The sequence below is a fragment of the Bradyrhizobium sp. SZCCHNR1053 genome, assembly GCF_032381235.1.
Taxonomy (GTDB): Bacteria; Pseudomonadota; Alphaproteobacteria; order Rhizobiales; family Xanthobacteraceae; genus Bradyrhizobium.
This window is the reverse complement of sequence record NZ_JAUHJM010000006.1, coordinates 107394-128592: the sequence shown is the minus strand read 5'-3', so window position 1 is coordinate 128592 and position 21199 is coordinate 107394. Positions and strand designations below refer to the sequence as shown.

At 64.7% G+C, this 21199-nt stretch carries 18 protein-coding genes and 1 tRNA gene; 9 read left to right on the top strand and 10 right to left on the bottom strand.

Annotated elements, in window-relative coordinates; genetic code table 11:
• Positions 1-197: 197 nt before the first annotated feature.
• The 3 genes from QX051_RS16760 to QX051_RS16750 form a co-directional block, all read right to left on the bottom strand.
• Positions 198-271 (bottom strand) — tRNA-Gln (locus QX051_RS16760).
• A gap of 392 nt (positions 272-663) precedes the next feature.
• Positions 664-3810, bottom strand: a complete 3147-nt coding sequence (locus QX051_RS16755) for a multidrug efflux RND transporter permease subunit (RefSeq protein WP_315776876.1) — start codon at positions 3808-3810, stop codon at positions 664-666.
• A complete protein-coding gene (locus QX051_RS16750) occupies positions 3807-4976 on the bottom strand; it encodes an efflux RND transporter periplasmic adaptor subunit (protein WP_315739691.1) in 1170 nt (389 codons plus the stop codon). The genes QX051_RS16755 and QX051_RS16750 overlap by 4 nt, the downstream gene beginning before the upstream one ends.
• Before the next feature lie 158 nt (positions 4977-5134).
• On the opposite strand from QX051_RS16750, the gene QX051_RS16745 reads away from it, so the two are divergent.
• The 7 genes from QX051_RS16745 to QX051_RS16715 all read left to right on the top strand — a co-directional run bounded on the left by QX051_RS16745 (position 5135) and on the right by QX051_RS16715 (position 11817).
• Positions 5135-5596, top strand: a complete 462-nt coding sequence (locus QX051_RS16745) for a MarR family transcriptional regulator (RefSeq protein ID WP_315739692.1) — start codon at positions 5135-5137, stop codon at positions 5594-5596.
• Positions 5597-5975: 379 nt separating this feature from the next.
• Complete coding sequence (locus QX051_RS16740) at positions 5976-6236, top strand: hypothetical protein (protein ID WP_315739693.1); 261 nt, start codon at positions 5976-5978, stop codon at positions 6234-6236.
• Positions 6237-6475: 239 nt separating this feature from the next.
• Positions 6476-8896, top strand: coding sequence for a TonB-dependent receptor (locus tag QX051_RS16735; RefSeq protein ID WP_315776875.1), 2421 nt, complete (start codon positions 6476-6478; stop codon positions 8894-8896).
• Positions 8897-8898: 2 nt separating this feature from the next.
• Positions 8899-9588, top strand: a complete 690-nt coding sequence (locus tag QX051_RS16730; protein WP_315776873.1) for a Fe2+-dependent dioxygenase — start codon at positions 8899-8901, stop codon at positions 9586-9588.
• 11 nt (positions 9589-9599) lie between these two features.
• Positions 9600-10538 (top strand): tonB-system energizer ExbB, encoded by a 939-nt coding sequence (gene exbB, locus QX051_RS16725; RefSeq protein WP_315776872.1) that lies wholly within the window; start codon positions 9600-9602, stop codon positions 10536-10538.
• A gap of 6 nt (positions 10539-10544) precedes the next feature.
• Positions 10545-11012, top strand: a complete 468-nt coding sequence (gene exbD / locus QX051_RS16720; RefSeq protein ID WP_315776871.1) for a TonB system transport protein ExbD — start codon at positions 10545-10547, stop codon at positions 11010-11012.
• A 16-nt stretch (positions 11013-11028) separates the two neighbouring features.
• Positions 11029-11817, top strand: a complete 789-nt coding sequence (locus QX051_RS16715) for a TonB family protein (protein WP_315776870.1) — start codon at positions 11029-11031, stop codon at positions 11815-11817.
• A 21-nt stretch (positions 11818-11838) separates the two neighbouring features.
• Here the strand turns inward: QX051_RS16715 and QX051_RS16710 are convergent, their stop codons facing one another.
• The 7 genes from QX051_RS16710 to QX051_RS16680 form a co-directional block, all read right to left on the bottom strand.
• Positions 11839-12243, bottom strand: coding sequence for a hypothetical protein (locus tag QX051_RS16710; protein ID WP_315739726.1), 405 nt, complete (start codon positions 12241-12243; stop codon positions 11839-11841).
• Positions 12244-12304: 61 nt separating this feature from the next.
• A complete protein-coding gene (locus QX051_RS16705) occupies positions 12305-12985 on the bottom strand; it encodes a site-2 protease family protein (RefSeq protein ID WP_315776869.1) in 681 nt (226 codons plus the stop codon).
• Positions 12986-13040: 55 nt separating this feature from the next.
• On the bottom strand, positions 13041-13430 hold the full coding sequence (locus tag QX051_RS16700; RefSeq protein ID WP_315739700.1) for a GFA family protein: 390 nt from the start codon (positions 13428-13430) through the stop codon (positions 13041-13043).
• A gap of 208 nt (positions 13431-13638) precedes the next feature.
• Complete coding sequence (locus QX051_RS16695; RefSeq protein ID WP_315776868.1) at positions 13639-14385, bottom strand: SDR family NAD(P)-dependent oxidoreductase; 747 nt, start codon at positions 14383-14385, stop codon at positions 13639-13641.
• Positions 14386-14500: 115 nt separating this feature from the next.
• Entirely contained in the window at positions 14501-15235 is a 735-nt protein-coding gene (locus tag QX051_RS16690; RefSeq protein WP_315757943.1) for an SDR family oxidoreductase, read from the bottom strand.
• A gap of 138 nt (positions 15236-15373) precedes the next feature.
• Entirely contained in the window at positions 15374-17197 is a 1824-nt protein-coding gene (locus tag QX051_RS16685) for an IlvD/Edd family dehydratase (protein WP_315776867.1), read from the bottom strand.
• A gap of 138 nt (positions 17198-17335) precedes the next feature.
• Entirely contained in the window at positions 17336-18415 is a 1080-nt protein-coding gene (locus QX051_RS16680) for a LacI family DNA-binding transcriptional regulator (protein ID WP_315776866.1), read from the bottom strand.
• 289 nt (positions 18416-18704) lie between these two features.
• Between QX051_RS16680 and QX051_RS16675 the strand changes: the two genes are divergently transcribed.
• Positions 18705-19766 carry a sn-glycerol-3-phosphate ABC transporter ATP-binding protein UgpC gene (locus QX051_RS16675; protein ID WP_315776865.1) on the top strand — a complete coding sequence of 354 codons (1062 nt, stop codon included), beginning with the start codon at positions 18705-18707 and terminating at the stop codon, positions 19764-19766.
• Between the two features lie 67 nt (positions 19767-19833).
• Positions 19834-21156, top strand: coding sequence for an ABC transporter substrate-binding protein (locus QX051_RS16670; RefSeq protein WP_315739706.1), 1323 nt, complete (start codon positions 19834-19836; stop codon positions 21154-21156).
• Positions 21157-21199 lie beyond the last annotated feature (43 nt).

Genomic DNA, 21199 nt, shown 5'->3' with positions numbered 1-21199 from the left:
CCATCGCAAGCATCGCGCTGGAGGATCTGGAAGAACAGGGCACCGCTGCGATCGAGAAAGCTCTCCGAGGACGAAGTGCGCGGAGACGCCGAGGTGCAGTGACGGGACGAAGTGTGCGCGACAACGGGGTGACATTTCGTTCGCGAGTCGAAACCGGCTGACCTCAAAAATAGTGGGATAGTGGGTCAGCGCCGAAATGGCTGGGGAACCTGGATTCGAACCAAGACAAACAGAGTCAGAGTCTGTTGTGCTACCGTTACACCATTCCCCAACGGAATGCCCTGCAGTTTCAAGCAATTGCCGGACTGTCTGGCACCGTTCTGCGCGCCGGCCGGCAAAGCAGGGCGGCGACGACGGGTCCTTCTACCCGCATGTCTCAGGCTTTGGCAAGCCGCTGGATGACGGATTTCCAACGTGCTCTGGCCGCCGCCGCGCCACGGGCCGGCAGGGGCCTAGCGCCCGCCTCTCGCGGCCTGCGGCTTTCGCAGCCCGTCCGGGCCGGCGCCCAGCAGCAGGACCAGGCAGGCGCCGAGCCGTTCCGCGATCTCGTTCACCGGACGGCTCTCGCACGTGACCGTGACGATGCAGGACGAGCAAAGCCTGGACGGCGAGGGCGTGGCCAACGCCGAGATGGCGCGGCAGTAGGCGACAAGAAGCGGCGGATTATTCCGCCGCTTCCTTGACCGGACCTGCCGCTGCGGTCTCGGGCTCGTGGTCGATATGCGTGCGGCCCCAGCGCGCGAAGGCGTTGTTGACCTTGTCGAGATAGAGATAGACCACCGGCGTCGTGAACAGCGTCAGCATCTGGCTGACGATGAGGCCGCCGACCATCGCATAGCCGAGCGGCTGGCGGATCTCCGAGCCGGTGCCGTTGCCGAGCATCAGGGGCACGCCGCCGAGCAGCGCGGCCATGGTCGTCATCATGATCGGACGGAAGCGCAGCAGGGCGGCTTGGCGGATCGACTGCTCCGGCGGCAGATGCTGGTCACGTTCGGCGGCGATGGCGAAGTCGACCATCATGATGCCGTTCTTCTTCACGATGCCGATCAGCAGAATGACCCCGATCAGCGCAATCAGGCTGAAATCGTAGCCGAACGCCATCAGGATCGCGAGCGCGCCGACGCCGGCCGAGGGCAGCGTCGAGAGAATCGTGATCGGGTGGATGTAGCTCTCGTAGAGGATGCCGAGGATCAGATAGACCACGACGAGGGCGGCGAGGATCAAGAGCGGCACGGTCGACAGCGACTGCTGGAACGCCTGCGCAGTGCCCTGAAAGCTCGAGTTCAAGGTTGCCGGCGCGCTGAGCTCGACCATCGCGCGCTGCACCGCATCGGTGGCCTGGCCGAGCGCGACGCCCTGGGCGAGGTTGAAGCTGATCGTGATCGACGGGAACTGGCCCTGGTGGCTGATCGACAGCGGCCGCACCGGCACGTTGGTCCAACTGGCGAAGGTCGAGAGCGGCACCTGGTCGCCGGTGGTCGGCGATTTCACGTAGAGCTTGTTGAGCGTGTCGATGTTGCCCTGCAGCTCAGGCAGGATCTCCAGGATCACGCGGTAGGAGTTGAGCTGGGTGAAGTACTGCGCGACTTGGCGCTGGCCGAACGCGTCATACAGCGTGTCATCGATCAGCTGCGGCGAGATGCCGTACCGCGAGGCGGTGTCGCGGTTGATCGTGAGCTGCACGGTGGTGCCGTCGGCCTGCTGGTCGGTGGCGACGTCGCGCAGCTGCGGCAGCGAACGCATCTTCTCAAGGATCTTCGGCGCCCATTCGTTCAGCTCTGCGACGTTGGGATCCTGCAAGGTGAACTCGAACTGGGTGCGGGACGGGCGGCCGCCGAGCCGGATGTCCTGCGCTGCCTGCATGTAGAGCCGCGCACCCTCGACCTTCTCGAGCTGCGGCCGCAGGCGGGTGATGATCTGCTGCGCCGTCGCGTTGCGCTCCTCGCGCGGCTTCAGCGTGATGAACATGTTGCCGTTGTTGCCGGCGCGGCCGGAGCCGCCGATTGCCATGGCCACGCTGGCGACGTCGTGATCGGCCATTACGATGTTGGCGAGCGCCTCCTGGCGCGACTGCATCGCTTTGAACGAGATGTCCTGGGAGGCCTCCGAGGTCGCGGTGATCAGGCCGACGTCCTGCTGCGGGAAGAAGCCCTTCGGGATCAGGATGAACAGATAGACCGACAATCCGAGCGTGGCGAAGAACACCATCAAGGTGGCGAAGCGCCAGCGCAGCGCCACATCGAGCCCCTTCTCATAGGCGCGCAGCATCGCGTCGAACGCGGCCTCGCTCCATTGATAGAACTTGCCGTGCTGCGCGGCGTGCTCGTTGCGCAGGAAGCGCGAGGCCATCATCGGCGTCAGCGTCAGCGACACGATCATCGAGACGAAGATGGTCATCGCCAGGGTGACCGCGAATTCGCGGAACAGCCGGCCGATGATGCCGCCCATCAGCAGCAGCGGGATCAGCACCGCGACCAGCGAGATCGAGATCGAGACGATGGTGAAGCCGATCTCCTTGGCGCCCTTGTAGGCGGCGGCCATCGGCGATTCGCCTTCCTCGACATAACGCGAGATGTTCTCGAGCATGACGATGGCGTCGTCGACCACGAAGCCCACCGCGATCGTCAGTGCCATCAGCGACAGATTGTCGAGCGTGTAGCCAACCCCCCACATCATCGCGCAGGCGCCGAGCAACGCCAGCGGCACTGTGATGGTCGGGATCACCGTCGCCCAGAAGCTGCGCAGGAAGATGAAGATGACCATCACCACCAGGAAGATGGTCAGGATCAGCGTGAACTGAACGTCCTCAACGGCGGCGCGGATGGTGGTGGTCCGGTCGGAGATGAGATCGATCTTGATCGCCGGTGGGATCGCCGCGACCAGCCGCGGCAACAGCCCCTTGATGCGGTCAACGGTCTCGATGACGTTGGCGCCGGGCTGCTTGAAGATCACCAGGAACACGCCGCGCTTGCCATTGGCCCAAGCCGCCTGCTTGGCGTCCTCGGCCCCGGTCACAGCCTTGCCGATGTCGCGGATGCGCAGCGGGCCGCCATTGCGGTAGGCGATGATGACGTCGTTCCAGTCCTTCGACTCGGTGAGCTGGTCGTTGGCGTAGATCGTATAGGCCCGCCGCTCGCCGTCGATGTTGCCCTTGGGCGCGTCGACCGTGGTGATCGCGATCTGGCTGCGCACATCCTCCATCGACAGCCCTTTGGCGACGAGCTTGGCCGGGTCGATCTGGATGCGGATGGATGGTTTCTGCTGGCCGCCGATGATCACCTGGGCGACGCCCGAGATCTGGCTGATCTGCTGAGCGAGACCGGCGTCGACCGCGTCGCTGACGGTGGTCAGCGGCAGCGTCTCGGAGGTCGCCGACAGCAGCAGGATCGGCGAGTCCGCCGGGTTGACCTTGCGGTAGGTCGGCGGCGACGGCAGATTCTTCGGCAGCTGGCCGGAGGCGGCATTGATTGCGCCTTGGACGTCGTTGGCGGCGCCGTCGATGCTGCGATTGAGGTCGAACTGGATCGTGACCGATGCGGTGCCCAGGTAGCTGGTCGAGGTCATCTGGGCGATGCCCGGGATCTGGGCGAACTGCCGTTCCAGCGGCTGGGCGACCGAGGTTGCCATCGTCTCGGGGCTGCCGCCCGGCAGGTTGGCCGTGACCTGGATCGTCGGGAAGTCGACCTGCGGCAGCGGCGCGACCGGCAGCAGGGGATAGGCGACGAGGCCGATGAACAGGATGCCCGCCATCAGCAGCGAGGTACCGATGGGGTATTTGATGAAGGGTGCCGAGATGCCGCCGCCGTTCATTCCTGCCGGACCTTAGCTGGCGCCGGCTCCGAGCTGGCCACCGCGGTGGTCACGACCGAGCCTGGCTGCACTTTGAATTGACCGCCCGTAATCACCTGCTGGCCGGGGGTCAGCCCCTCTTCGACCACGGTACGGCCATCGATCGAAACGCCGACCTTCACCTTGCGCAGCTCGGCCTTGTTGTCCGGGCTCACCGTGTAGGAATAGAGCCCGTTGGTCGAATGCTGGACGGCGTCGTCGGGAACCACCGTGGCGTCCTTCAGTGTCCGCACCAGGAGCCGCGTCGACACCGACTGTCCAGGCCACAGCACGTGGTCCTTGTTGTCGAACACCGCCTTCAGCCGGATCGTTCCACTCGACGTGTCGACCTGGTTGTTCACGACCATCAGCTTGCCTTCGGCGAGCTGCTTCTTGCCGTCGGTGGTGAGCGCAATCACCTTCAGGGCAGCAACCTTCTGCGCCTCGTTGATATAGGGCAACTGCTCCTCCGGCGCGGTGAAGATCACCGCAATCGGCTCGATCTGCGCGATCGAAACGATGCCGGTCTGGGTCGAGGCATTGACGATGTTGCCGATGTCGACCTGGCGCAGGCCGGCGACGCCGGAGATCGGCGCCTTGACCTGCGTGTAGCTGAGCTGGGTCTGGGCATTGGCGATCGCGGCGTCGTCGGCTGCGATCTGAGCGGTGAGCTGCGCGACGGTGGCGCGCTGCGTGTCCTGCTGCTGCCGGGTCGCGAACTCGCCGAGCTTGGTGGTGCGCTGCAGGTCGAGATTGGCGTTGTTGAGATTGGCCTCGTCCTGCGCCCGCTTGGCCTTGGCCTGATCGAGCGCCGCCTGGAACGGCCTCGGGTCGATCTCGACCAGCAGGTCGCCCTCGTTCACGAGCTGGCCTTCGGTGAAGGCGATCTTGTCGATCTGGCCGTCGACGCGGGTGCGGACCTGGACCGTATTGAAGCCTTGCACGGTCCCCAGGCCGGTGAGGAAGACCGGGAAGTCCGTCTTCTGGACCAGCACGGTCGAGACTCGAACGGCCTGCGGCCCGGCCGATTTCTGCGCAGCCGTCTTCTTCGCTGCCTCAGCGCCCTGATAGCGCTGCCAGCCGTAATAGCCGGCGCCGCCGAGAGCCGCCAGCAGCAGGATCCAACCTATGGTTCGCGATGTCTTCATGCTGGCCCACATGCTGAGACGAACAGGATAACCGGTCTTTAAAACCATTCCCAGCACGCCAGATATAGTACGCACGCAATTAATGTGTAAACACACGAGCGCGTGGACAAACCTAAACAATCGGCAAGCTTCGAGGGATCGCAAGGGAGTTCACAGCCATGTCGCTGGATATGAGACGTCAGCTCGTTGCGCAGCTTGTCGAAAGCTCGCGCATCCTGCGCAACTATATTGATCATCGTGCCAAACAGCGCGGCACGACCCGCGCACAATGGGTGGTGCTGTTTCGGCTGCGCGCGCATGAGGGGATGTCACAGGTCGATCTCGCAGAAGTGCTGGAACTGCAGCCCATTTCGCTGGTGCGTCTGCTCGACAGGCTGGTCGAGCAGGGGCTGCTGGAGCGCCGGCACGATCCGAGGGATCGCCGCGCGAACCGTCTCCATCTCACCGCCGCGGGACGAAAGCTCGTCGATGATCTCGACGAGCTGCGCGATGCGATTGCCGGCGAGGTTCTGCACGACATTCCGGACGAGGCCGTCGCGACCAGCCTGTCCACGCTCAGGGACCTGAAGGATCGGATCAAGACGCTATCCGATCCGAAAGCCGAGGTCGCGCTCAAATAGCCGAGCCGCAGCGCGGACCGTCTTGATCCCATCTTGAGTTGCGTCGTTATACTAAAACATCTTGAGTGCGAAAAATGGCGCAGAAGCTTGCCATTGCCGCGGTGCGGCCTGCGCGAGAGCAGGGCGGTCTGCGGCATTCCTCTGCCGCCATCGTCGGCCAGCGCGCCGCGCCGGATCTGTCGCTGACCGCGCGGGTCTCTCGTGCGAAAGCCGCACTCCGACCTATTCTCGCCGTCTTGTCGCGCCCGATGGGAGCTGATTAGAAGCCGATGAGTCCGGCCGCCGTCATGGCGCCGTCGGGCAGGGGCAGGATTCAACCGGAGCGAGGCTGCGTCGCCCGACGATGCGCCGTGCGACGATAGCGAATGGGGAGCTCACGATGGAAGAACTGAATGGAAAGATGCTCGCGTGCCAGATCCTGGTCACCGGCCTGATCGCGCGCGTCGCCAACGAGCAGCGCGATCCCTTGCGCTTCCTGACCGATTTTCGCGATGAGATCAGGGCCGTCGTCAAGGGCGTGCGGATCGCGGGGGTCGATGATTCCGATCGCGTGCGCCAGATCGCGGTGCAGACCGTGGACGAGCTGTTCTCGCTGATGAAGCCGCCGAGCAGCGACGAGCCGGCTGGCTCGTCGAACTGACAAGCGCAGCGATTCGACGGCAGCGCGAGTCAATTCGCGCTGTTTAGAACGATTTCAAGTTCCGCATGTTGTTAGTTGAGCGTTTTAGAATTGTTTTGATCTGGAACTATTCAAGGCCAAATTGGGGCTCCTCAAATTGACCCCCTGAAACACGCCCGATACCAACGACACATCGTTGCAACGCAAATGATCCGCGTTCGCGATGTGGAATGAAAAAATCTGGGGCGCGTGAAAATAAAATGGGACAGGTGAGAGCACCGCGTTCGCTGCGTGGGGTCGCAGCGATGAAGGTCAATGACGGACGAGGAGAGGGGCCCTCCGTCACCAAGGTGTCGGCAGTGGCCGGGCTGATGGCGGTGGCATCGATGTCCTCGGCCGAGGCGCAGCCGGCTTCCGACCTGCCCCCGGTCAACGTCGACGCGCCGATCGCGCGCGCCAAGCCGACGTCCTCCAAGCCGACCGCCGAGCAGGTCCGCGCGCGCAATGCCCTGCGCCGCGCGGCGGCCCGTCAACAGGCGGCGCAGCAGGCCGCGGTGGCGTTCCCGAACGCGGGCGGGCTATCTGCGCCGGACGCCAACCCTTACGCAGACGCAGCCGAGCCCTACAAGGTCAATCGCGTGCAGGCGTCGGGCAAGTTTCCTGAGCCGCTCCTGAATACGCCCAAGACCATCACGGTGATGAGCAAGGAGGTGCTGCAGGACAAGCACATCACGGCGCTCAAGGAGATCGGCCGCTCGACCGCCGGCGTCACGCTCGGCTCGGGCGAGGGCGGCAATGCGTTCGGCGACCGCTTCTTCATTCGCGGCTTCGATGCCCGCAACGACGTGTTCATCGACGGCATCCGCGATCCCGCCGTGTCGATCCGCGAGAACTTCTTCACCGAGCAGATCGAGATCCTGCGCGGCCCGGCTTCTTCGTATGCCGGACGCGGCACCGCCGGCGGCGCCATCAACATCGTCACCAAGCAGGCTGGCGATACGAACTTCAAGCGGATGGATACCGAGTTCGGCACCGACCAGCAGAAGCGCGTCACGCTCGACGTGAACCAGGTGATCTCGCCGACCTTCTCGGTGCGCACCGGCGGTCTGTTCCAGGACTCCAACGTCGCGGGGCGCAACTACGTCACCGACGACCGCTGGGGCGCCTTCCTCTCGACCAAGTGGACGCCGATCGACGATCTCAAGATCACGACGAACTATGTCCATACCGATCTGTCGGGTTATCCGGATTTCGGCGTACCCTACTACAAGCAAGGCAACGTCCCCGTGACCTCCGCGGGCATTCCGCGCGGCACCTGGTATGGCTTCCTCAATCGCGACTTCCAGACGGCGCGGCAGGATTTCGGCACTGCCGCGGCCGAGTACAAGGTCAACGAGGCGATCACCCTCAGCAGCAAGTTCCGTGGCGAGCACTCGCTGCTCAACTATATCGGCACCTTGCCGCAAAATCCGAACACGACCAGCCCCAATCCGCTGCTCTGGACCACCACGGCGAGCGCGCAGAGCCGCTATCAGACGGTGGACGTCTGGGCCAACCAGAACGATGCGACGTTCAAGCTCGATACCGGGGGCATCAAGCACACGGCGGTGCTTGGTACCGAGTTCTCGAACGAGAACATCTCGATCGATCGCTACACCGGCCTCTCGTCCGAACTGTTCGGCGGCGGCTCGACCAGCTCGGGCGCGGTCACCGGCGTCAACGTGTACTCGCCGCAGTACACCTACATCCCATTCAGCAATACGCCGTCGCTGGTCGGCAACCCGACGCGCTACGGCGTCAACACCAACAGCGTCTACGTCATGGACACGGCCAACTGGCAGGACACGGTCATCCTGAACGGTGGGGTGCGCTATGACGGCTACACCATGAGCTCGTCGACCAATTCGCCGAAATACCTCAAGATGAACGCCGACCTGGTCAACTACAATGTCGGCCTGGTCTACAAGCCGATGCCGATCGGCAGCATCTACGCGGCCTATGCGACCTCGGCCAATCCGTTCGGCTCCGAGCTCGACGCCACCGGCACCGACTATGGCGGCGTGCCCGCCAACACCGCGGTCCTGCTCGGACCCGAGCGCAACAAGGCGGCCGAGCTCGGCACCAAATGGGAGCTGGTCGACCGCCATCTGCTGGTCTCAGCCGCGCTGTTCCAGACCACCAAGGACAATGCCCGCGAGACCGTCGGCGGCCTGCTCACCTCGGGCGCGGCCTACCGCATCCAGGGCATCGACATCGAGGCGGAAGGCAAGCTCACCGATCGCTGGAGCATCTTCGGCGGCCTGGTGCTGATGCAGTCGAAGGTCACGCAGAGCGGCGTCGCCTCCAACATCGGCCTGCAGCTCGCCAACATCGCGCATCAGTCGTTCAGCATGCTGTCGAAGTACAAGCTCGACAATGGCTGGGAGATCGGCGGCCAGGCGGTCTACCGCTCCAAGGTCTATGGCGGTACCTTCGCGGCGAACACCGGCAACGAGCTGCCGAGCTACTGGCGCTTCGACGCGTTCGTCGAGAAGAAGCTTGATGCGCACTGGACCATGAAGCTTTATGCCCAGAACCTGACCAACAAGCTCTATTACGACACACTGTATCGGAGCGCGGTGCCGTTCGTCGCCGTGGCCCCGGGGCGCGCCTTCTACATCGTCACCACTGCGAAGTTCTGATCATGCTGATCTGCATCCCCGACGTTCTGTCGAAGGACGAGGTGGCCGAGTTCCGCCGCATCATGGATGCGGCGGAGTGGGAGGACGGCCGCTCGACGGCCGGGGCGCAGTCGGCCATGGTCAAGCGCAACGAGCAATTGCCACCGGATGGCGAGGCGGCGCGGGTGCTCGGCCAGCGCGTCATCCAGGCGTTGACGAAGCATCCGCGCCTCCTGTCGGCGGCGATCCCGCTGCAGATCTTTCCGCCCTTGTTCAACCGCTACACTGCCTCGCGCGGCGACCATTTCGGCATCCATGTCGACAATGCCGTGCGCGGCGATCCGCTCACCGGCTTGCGCATCCGCACCGACCTGTCGATGACGTTGTTCCTCGCCGAGCCCGACGAATATGATGGTGGCGAGCTTGTGATCGAGGACACCTACGGCTCGCACGAAGTCAAGTTGCCCGCGGGGCACGCGGTGCTGTATCCGTCATCGAGCCTTCACATGGTCACGCCGGTCACGCGCGGCGCCCGGGTCGCCTCTTTTTTCTGGATGCAGAGCATGATACGGGATGCCCACGTCCGGAGCATGATCTTCGATCTGGACACGGCGATCCAGAGCTTGGCGGAACGCCTCGGGAGGGACGATCCCGATGCTGTCAAGCTGACCGGCATCTATCACAATCTGATCCGGCAATGGGCCGAGGTCTAATGGGCCGAAGTATGATGACATCGTTCCTCGTTAGGTTTGCAATCGTCCTGTCATGTCTGTCTGTTGCTGCGGGGCTACCTGCATATGCGCAGCAGGAGCCAGCCAGGTCCGCACCGGCGGTCTCGACCGATCCGTCCGCGCCGGCGCCGGGCACGGCACACACGATGGCACCACCGGCATCGGTCCAGGCCGCGCCGACGGCTGCTGCGCCGGCCGGCGCAGAGAGCGGCACCCGAAGCGGCAAATCGGTTGCCACCGGACTCGACGAGCTGTCGCCACTCGGCATGTTCCTCAAGGCCGACATGGTCGTCAAAGCGGTCATGATCGCGCTGGCGCTGGCTTCGGTCGCGAGCTGGGCGATCTTGATTGCCAAGAGCATCGAGTTTTCCGTGCTGCGCCGGCGGCTCGTCGGCGCGCTGCGCAAGCTCACCGGCGCCAAGTCGCTGGCGGAAGCGCAGCTCGCGCTCGGCCATGGAAGAAACGTTGCGGCGGTACTGCTGCAGGCGGCGATATCGGAGGCCCGGCTGTCGGCAGGGCTGAACAGCGATGAGGGCATCAAGGAGCGCGCGGCCTCGAGCTTCACCGAGATCGTGCGTGCCGAGGCCCGGCGCGTGCGCGTCGGCATGGGCCTGCTCGCCACGGTCGGCGCAATCTCGCCCTTCGTCGGGCTGTTCGGCACCGTCTGGGGCATCATGAACAGCTTCATCGGCATTTCCAAATCGCAGACCACCAACCTCGCGGTGGTCGCGCCGGGCATCGCCGAGGCGCTGCTGGCGACCGCGATCGGGCTTGCCGCGGCGATCCCGGCCGTCATCATCTACAATCACTTTTCGCGCGTGACGAAGGGCTATCTCGAGCTCGTCAACCGCGCATCGGGCGCCGCCGGCCGCCTGCTGTCGCGTGATCTCGACCGCAGCCAGGTCGGCATTCACGTGCGCGCGGCGGAGTAGCAGGCGATGGCCGTTTCGCTCTCCGAAGGCGATCTCGACGACGATTTCGACGAGACCCACGACATCAACGTGACGCCGTTCATCGACGTCATCCTGGTGCTCTTGATCATCTTCATGGTGGCGGCGCCGCTGTCGACCGTCGACCTGCCGATCGACCTGCCGTCCTCCAGCGCCACGCCGCAGAAGAAGCCGGACAAGCCGACCTATGTCTCGATCAAGCCGGACCTGTCGCTGGCGATCGGGGAAAACCTGGTCAAACGCGTCGACCTGGTGCGCGAGCTCGACGCCATGACCGATCAGCCCAAGGACCGGCCGATCTTCCTGCGCGCTGACAAGCTGGTGCCCTATGGCGAGCTGATGGGAGTCCTGGAGCTGCTGCGCGCCGGCGGCTACACCAAGATCAAGCTGGTGGCGCTGGAAGCGCCGCCTGCCGCGGCCGCCCAGGTGCCGCCGGCCCAGCCCGCGCAGCCGTGAGGGGCGCTGGCTTGTGATGAGCGACCTCGACATCGAGCACTCCCCCTCGCGCCGTCTGTGGTTTCTGGCCATCATGGGCGCGCTGATGCTGCATGTCGGCGGCGCCGCACTGGCGCTGACGCATCTGAAGGACGACGAGGACGCCGGCGGCCTCGGCGCGGCAGGCGCTGAGGTCATCGACATCGACATGGGCTCGCCGAAGGTCGAGAACGACGAGGTTCCGGTCGGACAGGACTCGGTGGCGCAGACCGCCGCTCCGCAGATGCAGGAGCAGAAGGCCGAGGTCGAGCAGACTGATCTCCAGAAGGATGTCCCGACCACGACCGAGGAGGCCGACCGCGAGGTCACGACCTCCGACGTGAAGAAGCCGACCGAGGAGCAGAGGGTCGCGACGGTCCAGACACAGGCATCAGAGGCGCAGGAAGCCTCCGAGGACACGGCGCGCAAGGCCCTGGACGAGAAGGTTCCTGAAGCCGAGAAGACCAAAGCGCCGAATGCCGGCATCGGCAAGGACGTGCAAAGGCTGACGGCCAATTGGGGCCGCAAGATCAGCGCCTATTTCGAACTGCACAAGAAGTATCCATCCGGAAAGAAGGTTGCGGCCCAGCTCAAGCTGGCGCTCGTGCTCAACCGGCTCGGCCGTGTCGTCTCGGTGGACGTCAGGGAAACGTCCGGCGATCCGGAGTTCGATCAGGCCGCCGTCAGCATGGTCCGCCGTTCGGATCCCGTGCCAAAGCCTCCCGCGGGCCTCACCGACGACGAATTCTCCTTCATCCTGCCGGTCAAGTTCAACCCGCCGAAATGAGGGCATGGGCTTTGGCCGACCTCACTGCCAATACAGCCTGACCCCGACATAGACCGCGCAGAGCGCGGCGAAGATCAACGCGACCGGCAGCTTGCGCGGTGCTGTCGTTCCGCTCTGCGCGGCCTTCGGCTTCGGCGGCAGCTTGCGGAAGGCGGTGACGTTGTCGGTCACCGGCTCGGCGGCGACCGGCTTGACTTCGGGCGGGGCGCCGCCGCCGCCCATCTCGGCATAATAGGCCTTGTACATCTCGCGGATGGTGGCCTCGGTGGCCTCGTCCTCCGACATGTCGCCGAGGCGGGTCTTGTAGCTTGCCAGGAAGTCCTGCGCCGCCGGCGGCAGGCCGGAGGCGCCGTTCAGTTTGGCGATCATCTTCCAGGTCGCGAAATCGGCACGGGCGCGGGTGTCGGCGCGGCGTGCGATCATCATGTCGGCGGCTTTGACCAAGAGTGCCTCGGGGCTCGTTCGTTACCATCCCTGACGGGTAGATTTAGACGTTACCCGTCAATAACAGAAGCAGCTGCTTCAGAGAATCGGTCGTGGCGCGGAGCAGCCCCGACACAAGATCAAGATTGAGACCGAACTGGGAACCCGCCAGCGGCAGAAGGATCAAAAATCCGATCAGAATCAGCATGCCATAGGGCTCGAGCCGGGCAAAAGGCCGCGCCAGCACCGACGGCAGCAGGCCGGCCGCGACCCGGCCGCCGTCCAGCGGCGGTATCGGGAGCATGTTGAACACGGCGAGCAGGATGTTGAACGAGAAAATATTCCAAAGATTGCTGGCCACCCACCGGGCAGCCTCCGGCGGAACCAGGGGCAGGGCGTGGAACGCCAGTCCGGCCGCCAGCGCCAGCACGATGTTGGTCGCCGGGCCCGCGAGCGCCACCATCACCATGCCCGCGCGCAGCGGCCGCAGATTGCGAAAATCGACCGGCACCGGCTTGGCGTAGCCGAACAGGAACGGCGAGCCGGACAGCAGCAGCATGCCCGGCAGCAGGATGGTGCCGAACGGATCGATGTGCTTGAGCGGGTTGAAGCTGACGCGACCGAGTCGCAACGCAGTGTCGTCGCCGAAGCGCCAGGCGACGAAGGCGTGAGCGGCCTCATGAAAGGTGATGGCAATGATGATCGGCAGGATCCAGACGGAGATGCCGTAGAGGGAGATGTTCAAGGATCGGGGTTCCGGACGCGTTACGGCCCTACATAGGCACGATGGTTCCCCGATGCTACGCGGGATTCTCCGGAAATTGCGGCAGGCCGTCGTTGAGTTGCACCCAATCCATCTTTTCCGAGACCCAGATGTGCTCGGTCGGGGCAAAGGCGTTGCGGTCGTCGAAGCAGGCCAGGGCCACGCCGACCACCGCGCGCGTGTTGCGCCATGAGAACAGCCTGACGCCGCAGCGCGGGCAGAACATGCGGTCGAGCGCGTCGGAGGAGGGGAAGCGCGCGGTTTCGCCGGTGATCGTCAGCGCGTCGTGCGCGAACAGCGCGCGGGCGAAGAACGGCGCGCCCGTCGCCCGCTGGCAGTTGCGGCAGTGGCAGACGCGCACGTTGATCGGCTCGCCGGTGCATTGGAAGCGCACCGCGCCGCAGAAGCAGCCGCCGTGGTGGGTCATCAGGCAAGCTCCATGGGTCAGAAATCCGTGTCGTCAGCGAGACGTGTAGGGTGGGCAAAGGCGCGAGGCAGTCATGCCCTGTGTTCTCGCAAAATCTCCCGCGCGCTGTGCCCACCGTCCTGATGGGCGAAAGCCGATGGTGGGCACGTTGCCGTCTGCGACGGCGCCTTTGCCCACCCTACACATGGGACGTACCAAACTAACCAAACTAATAAGTCGCGCGGCCGCCGGAAATGTCGAATACGGCGCCGGTCGAGAACGAGCATTCTTCCGAGGCGAGCCACGACACCAGCGCGGCCAGTTCCTCGACCAGCACGAAGCGGCCCTTCGGGATCTTCGACAGCATGAAATTGATGTGCGCTTCCGTCATCTGGTCGAAGATGGCGGTCTTCGCCGCGGCGGGCGTCACCGCATTGACCGTGATGTTGTGCTGCGCCAGCTCTTTGCCGAGCGACTTGGTCAGCGCGATCAGGCCGGCTTTGGACGCCGAGTAGTGCGCAGCGTTCGGGTTGCCCTCCTTGCCGGCGATCGAGGCGATGTTGACGATGCGGCCATAGCCCTGCTTCAGCATCACCGGCACGATCGCCTTGGCGCAGATGAAGGGACCGTCGAGATTGATGCGCAGCACCTTGCGCCACTCCTCGAGATCGGTCTCCCACACCGTCTTGTTGATGCCGGCGATGCCGGCATTGTTGACCAGGATGTCGATGCCGCCGAACGCGGCCAGCGTCGCGTCACGCGCGCCTTCGACCGCTTTGGTGTCGGTGACGTCGACCTGCAGCGCCAGCACCTCCGGACCGATCGCCTGCGCGGTCTTCTCCGCCAGCGCGATGTCGTGATCCCAGATCGCGACCTTCGCGCCCGACGCCTTGAAGCGCTCGGTGATGGCGCGGCCGAAGCCCTGCGCGCCGCCGGTGACCACGGCGCAGCGGTTGGTAAGGTCGATGTGGTTCATGATGTTTCCCCGGTCGATCTTTGTTGTCGTCATTCCGAGGCGCGCGCAGCGCGAACCCGGAATCTCGAGATTCCGGGTTCAGCCCTGCGGGCTGCCCCGGAATGACGGAGCAGAATTACAGCGTCCAGCCGCCGTCGATGGTATGCGCGACGCCGGTCGTGAACGCGCTCTCGTCGCTGGCGAGATAGACCGCGAGATGGGCGATCTCCTCCGCCGTGCCGAGCCGGCCCATCGGCTGGCGCGAGATGAACATCTCCAGTCCGTTCGGGCCGGCCGAGGCCGCGCGCCCCAGCATCGAGGGCGTTTCGATCGTGCCCGGGCAGATGCAGTTGCAGCGGATGCGCTTGCCCACGAAATCGGCGGCGACTGAGCGCGTCAGCGCCGCCACGGCCGCCTTGGTCGCACCGTAGACGTAGCGGTTCGGCGCCGCCTTGAACACGCCCGCGGCGGAGGCGATGTTGACGATGGCGCCGCCGCCCTGATCGAGCATCTTCGGCAGGAAGGCGCGGATCGTGCGGTGCATCGACTTGACGTTCAGATCGAACGAGAAATCCCAGTCGTCGTCGGAGCAGTCGAGGATTGTGCCGTTATGCACGAAGCCGGCGGCATTGAGCAGGATCTCGACCTTGCCGACCCGCTCGGCCATCGCGTTCACGGCCGCGGTGTTGCGCACGTCGAGCGTCGCGACCTCGGCAATGCCTTCGCTCTTCAGCGTGTTCAGGCCGTTCTCATCGATGTCGGTGGCGAATACGGTGGCGCCTTGACGCGCGAAGGCAATGGCACAGGCGCGGCCGATGCCGGCAGCGGCGGCAGTGACGAAGGCGCGCTTGCCCTTGAGGCGGTCGGACATGGGGTCTCCCTGGAGATGCGATTTGATGTCTTCCGTCATCACGAGCGCAGCGAAGCGATCCAGGGGCCGAACGAGGACTCTGGACTGCTTCGTCGCTTCGCTCCTCGCAATGACAGTGGTTGGCTTTGTGCGTTGTGACTAGTGATTATGCCGCGCCACACCGACGGTGCCGGCGATGTTGTGATAGCGCGTGGCAAGCTCCATGCAGGCGCCGGTGGACTGCTGGCCCACGGTGTTGCGATAGAGCTCCTGCCAAGGCGTCTGGTTGGCGGGGTGCGGGAAGCCGCCCTTGGCCTTCAGCTCGGCGCGCCGCTTCGCGAGCTCCTCGTCCGAGATCAGGATGTTGGCCGAGCCCTTGTTGAGGTCGATGCGCACGCGGTCGCCGGTCTTGAGGATAGCGAGCCCGCCATCGGCGGCGGCCTCCGGCGAGGCATTGAGGATCGAAGGCGAGCCCGAGGTGCCCGACTGCCGGCCGTCGCCGATGCAGGGCAGGGACAGGATGCCGCGTTTGATCAGCGCCGCCGGCGGCTGCATGTTGACCACCTCGGCGCCGCCGGGATAGCCGATCGGCCCGGCGCCGCGGATGAACAGCACGCAGTGCTCGTCGATCGCAAGCGACGCATCGTCGATGCGGTCGTGATAGTCCTCCGGACCCTCGAACACGATGGCGCGGCCCTCGAACGCGTTGGGGTCCTTCGGGTTGACGAGATAGCGGTCGCGGAATTCCTTGGAGATCACGCTGGTCTTCATGATCGCGGAATCGAACAGGTTGCCGCGCAGCACCAGGAAGCCGGCGTCCTTCACCAGCGGCTTGTCGTAGGACCAGATCACGTCGCCGTCGGGCTTCGGCGCCTCGCGGCAATTCTCGCCCATGCTGCGGCCGTTGACGGTGATGACGTCCTCGTGGATGCGCCTGTGGCGCATCAACTCGCCGATCACGGCCGGCACGCCGCCGGCGCGATGGAATTCCTCGCCGAGATAGAAGCCGGCCGGCTGCATGTTGACCAGCAGCGGCACGTCGTGGCCGAACTTCTGCCAGTCGTCGATGTCGAGCTCGACGCCGACATGGCGCGCCAGCGCGTTGATGTGGATCGGCGCGTTGGTCGAGCCGCCGATCGCGGAGTTGGCGACGATGCAGTTCTCGAACGCCTTGCGGGTGAGGATGTCAGAGGGCTTGAGGTCCTCCCACACCATGTCGACGATGCGTGTTCCCGTCTCGTAGGCGATCTGGCCGCGCTCGCGATAGGGCGCTGGGATCGCGGCGCAGCCGGGCAGGGACATGCCGAGCGCCTCGGCCAGCGCATTCATCGTCGATGCCGTGCCCATGGTGTTGCAATGGCCAACCGACGGCGCCGAGGAGGCGACGATCTCCATGAACTCCTCATAGCCGATCTCGCCGGCGGCGAGCCGCTCGCGCGACTTCCACACCACGGTGCCGGAGCCGGTGCGCTGACCCTCGTGCCAGCCGTTCAGCATCGGGCCGCCCGACAGCACGATGGCGGGGATGTTCACGGTCGCCGCGGCCATCAGGCAGGCCGGCGTCGTCTTGTCGCAGCCGGTCGTCAGCACCACGCCGTCGAGCGGATAGCCGAACAGGATTTCGACCAGGCCGAGATAAGCGAGGTTGCGGTCGAGCGCGGCCGTCGGGCGCTTGCCGGTCTCCTGGATCGGATGGGTCGGAAATTCCATCGCGATGCCGCCGGCGGCGCGGATGCCCTCGCGGACGCGGTGCGCCAGCTCGATGTGATGGCGGTTGCAGGGCGAGAGATCGTTGCCGGTCTGGGCAATGCCGATGATCGGCTTGCCCGACTGCAGCTCGGCGCGGGTCAGGCCGTAATTCAGATAGCGCTCGAGATAGAGCGCGGTCATGCCCGGATTGTGCGGATCGTTGAACCACGCCTGCGAGCGCAGCTTGCGGCTCTTGTCAGCGCCGTTGCCGGCATGCCCGTTCGACTTCGTCATGTGTTTTCTCCCGCAGTGCAAACGTGGCGAGGCCGGTCTGTCGTCTGCGCGCCATCGGCCCGCTGTCGAAGATCGCCTACGTCTTTCGTTCAGGTCGTTGTTGGTTCGAGTGGTTCTAGTTCATGGCTTTTGGTTGCGCTACCATTTTGTTCCGGAAGCGCGCCCCGACGCGGGCTGCGGACTTGCGGCGGCGCGCTGCAAGGTCGAGCTCTGCCGTTCGATCACCTCGAAGCCGAGATCGACGACGCGCTCCGCCACGGGACGCCCTTCGACGGCGTCCATGATCATCGTTGCCGCGCGCCGGCCCATCTCGTAGCGATTGGTACGCACGCTGGTGAGCGTCGGAACCGCCGCGGCCATGAATTCCATGTCGTTGAAGCCGACGATCGCGACCTGCTCGGGCACCGCGATGTGCCGGCGCTGGCATTCGAACAGCACGCCGAGGGCGAGATCGTCATTGGCGCAGAACACTGCGTCGAGATCCGGCGCCTTCATCAGCAGATCGGAGAACAGGCTGCCACCCATTGTGGTCGAGGTCGGAACAGGCGCCGTGACGATGAGACGCGGGTCGAACAAACCGGCCTCCTTCATCGCGTTCTGATAGCCCTGCAGCCTGCGCTGCACCCTTGGGTCCATGCGGGCGCCGATGAAGCCGATGCGGCGGCAGCCCTGCGCGAGAAGGTGTGAAATGGCTGCAAAACAGGCATCGACATGCGAAAATCCGATCATCATGTCGATCGGGTCGGTGCCGAGCTCCATGATCTGCACGACGGGACAGTCCGCTGCCTGGATGATCGACCGGCTCTCCGCCGTCTGGTCGAGACCGGTCACGATCAACCCGGCCGGCTTCTGCATGAGGAACAGCCGCAACAGGCGTTCCTCCTGCAGCACGCTGTAGCGGGTGTTGGCGAGCTGGATGCTGTAGCGGCTACCCTCGAACGCGTCATAGATGCCGCGCAGCACGTCGGAGAACACGTTGTTGGTGAGGGACGGTATCAGCACGCCGATCACTTCGGTGCGCTGCGAAGCGAGCGCGCGGGCGGCGAGGTTCGGCACATAGCCGAGCTCCTTGGCGGCGCTCTCGATCCGCGTGCGGCGGCCGGCCGAGACCGTGGCGGGATTACGGAAGAAGCGTGACACCGTGATCGGGCTGACGCCCGCCAGTGCCGCAACTTCGGTCAGCCGGACTTTGCCCGGCTCGATGCGTTTCCGTCCCATGCCTCGCTCATAGCATAGGCGGTCTGGTACACAAGCGATATTGACAGCGCTATCACGCGGTTGCTAAGCGAGGCATTGCGGAAGCGAACTGAACTGCGGACAATGTCAGCCGAGCTGGTCCTTGTTTCAGATCCAGTCGGAGCGACCAGAGCCAACAACAAGACCACCAAAAGCAAGACTGCACGACCAAGACTACAAAACGACAAGCGGCCTGATCAAACGGCCGAGAACAACGGTCAGAATGCCGCCGGCAAGCAGCCAATGCTGTCGGTCTTTGAGGAGGAAATTGATGTCGTCGGTGCAAATTCGCGACGTGCGCAAATCATTCGGCGGATTCGAGGTGCTGCACGGCGTGACGATTCCGATCGAGGATGGCGAGTTCGTCGTGCTGGTCGGGCCGTCCGGCTGCGGCAAGTCGACGCTGCTGCGCATGCTCGCAGGGCTCGAGAACATCACCGCCGGAACCATCTCGATCGGAGAGCGCGTCGTCAACAACGTGCAGCCGAAAGAGCGCGACATCGCGATGGTGTTCCAGAACTACGCGCTCTATCCGCATATGACGGTCGCCGACAACATGGGCTTCTCGCTGAAGCTGCGCGGCGCACGGCCCGAGGACATCAAGAAGGGCGTCGCGCGCGCCGCCGAGATCCTGGCGCTGACGCCGCTGCTCGACCGCTATCCGCGCCAGCTCTCCGGTGGCCAGCGCCAGCGCGTCGCGATGGGCCGCGCCATCGTGCGCGATCCGCAGGTGTTCCTGTTCGACGAGCCGTTGTCGAACCTCGACGCCAAGCTGCGCGTCGCGATGCGCACCGAGATCAAGGAGCTGCATCAGCGGCTCAAGACCACCACCGTCTACGTCACCCACGACCAGATCGAGGCCATGACGATGGCCGACAAGATCGTCGTGATGCATGATGGTATCGTCGAGCAGATGGGCTCGCCACTCGATCTCTACGACAAGCCGGACAACCAGTTTGTGGCCGGCTTCATCGGCTCGCCGGCGATGAACTTCCTCAACGGCCACCTCAAGTCCAACGGCTCGGTCTATGTCGAGACCGAGAACGGCGCCAGGCTGCCGATCCTCACCGCGCCGTCTGCCTCCGACGGCCGCCCCGTCGTCTACGGCGTCAGGCCCGAGCATCTCGAACTCGCCGATGACGGCATCGAGGCCGAAGTGGTCGTGGTCGAGCCGACCGGCTCGGAGACGCAGATCGTCGCCCGCATCGGCACCCAGGACATCATCGCGGTGTTCCGCGATCGCCACGAGGTCAATCCTGGGGCGAAGATCCATTTGCGTCCGCGCGCGTCGGCGGCGCATCTGTTCGACAAGGACAGCGGCCGGAGAATTTGACCAGCCGCACGGCGCGGAACTGACAACAAGCAAAACAAGCAAAATACTCAACGGGAGAAAACTTCAGATGGCTCATTTCCCCACCGATCGACGGTCTCTGCTCAAGGGCGGCGCGACCTTGCTGGCGGCTGCCGCGACCATGTCGGCCGAGGACCTGCTCGGCTACGCCAAGGCCTGGGCGCAGACCTCGCCCTTCAAGCCGGAGCCCGGCGCCAAGATCAACATGATGCGCTGGAAGCGCTTCGTCGAGGCCGAGGACGTGGCCTTCATGAAGATCGTCGACGCCTTCCAGAAGGCCAACAACGTCACCATCAACGTCTCCAACGAATCCTATGACGACGTCCAGCCCAAGGCCTCGGTCGCGGCCAATACGGGGCAGGGGCTCGACATGGTGTGGGGCCTCTACACGCTGCCCTTCCTGTTCTCCAACAAGTGCGTCGACATGACCGACGTCGCCGATTACCTCGGCAAGAAGTGCGGCGGCTGGACCGACTCGGGCAAGGCCTATGGCATGCTCGACGGCAAGTGGATCGGCATCCCGGTGGCCGCCACCGGCGGCCTCGTCAACTACCGCATCTCGGCGGCCGAGAAGGCCGGCTTCAAGCAGTTCCCGAAGGATCTCGCCGGCCTGTCCGAGTTCTTCAAGGCGATGAACAAGAACGGCACCCCGGGCGGCATGGCGCTCGGCCACGCCTCGGGCGACGCCAATGGCTGGGTGCACTGGGCGCTGTGGGCGCATGGCGGCAATCTGATCGACAAGGACAACAAGGTCGTCATCAACTCGCCTGAGACCGCCAAAGCGCTCGAATACGTCAAGGGCCTGTACGACAATTTCGTGCCGGGCACCGCGTCGTGGAACGACTCGTCCAACAACAAGGCGTTCCTGGCCGGCCAGCTCTACGCGACCGTCAACGGCATCTCGATCTATGTCACCGCCAAGAAGGAGGCGCCGCAGATCGCCGAGGACATGAACCACGCGCATCTGCCGCCCGGCCTCGACGGCAAGACCCGCGAGATGCATTTGGGCTTCCCGATCCTGGTGTTCAACTTCTCCAAGTACCCGCAGACCTGCAAGGCGTTCACCGCCTTCCTGCTGGAGCCGGAGCAGTTCAATCCGTGGATCGAGGCGGCGCAGGGCTATCTGTCGCACTTCCTGAAGGGCTACGACGCCAACCCGATCTGGACGGTCGATCCGAAGAATACGCCGTATCGCGAGGTCGCGGCGACCGCGACCACGCCGGCCGGCCTCGGCAAGCTCGGCGAGGCGGCTGCGGCCGCGATCGCCGACTTCGTCCTGGTCGACATGTTCGCGAACTACTGCACGGGCCGCGAGGACGTGAAGACGGCGATGGCGAGCGCCGAGCGCTCCGCCAAGCGCATCTTCCGCTGAGGAAGATCGCCGACCTTGTAGGGTGGGCAAAGGCGCGCCGAGA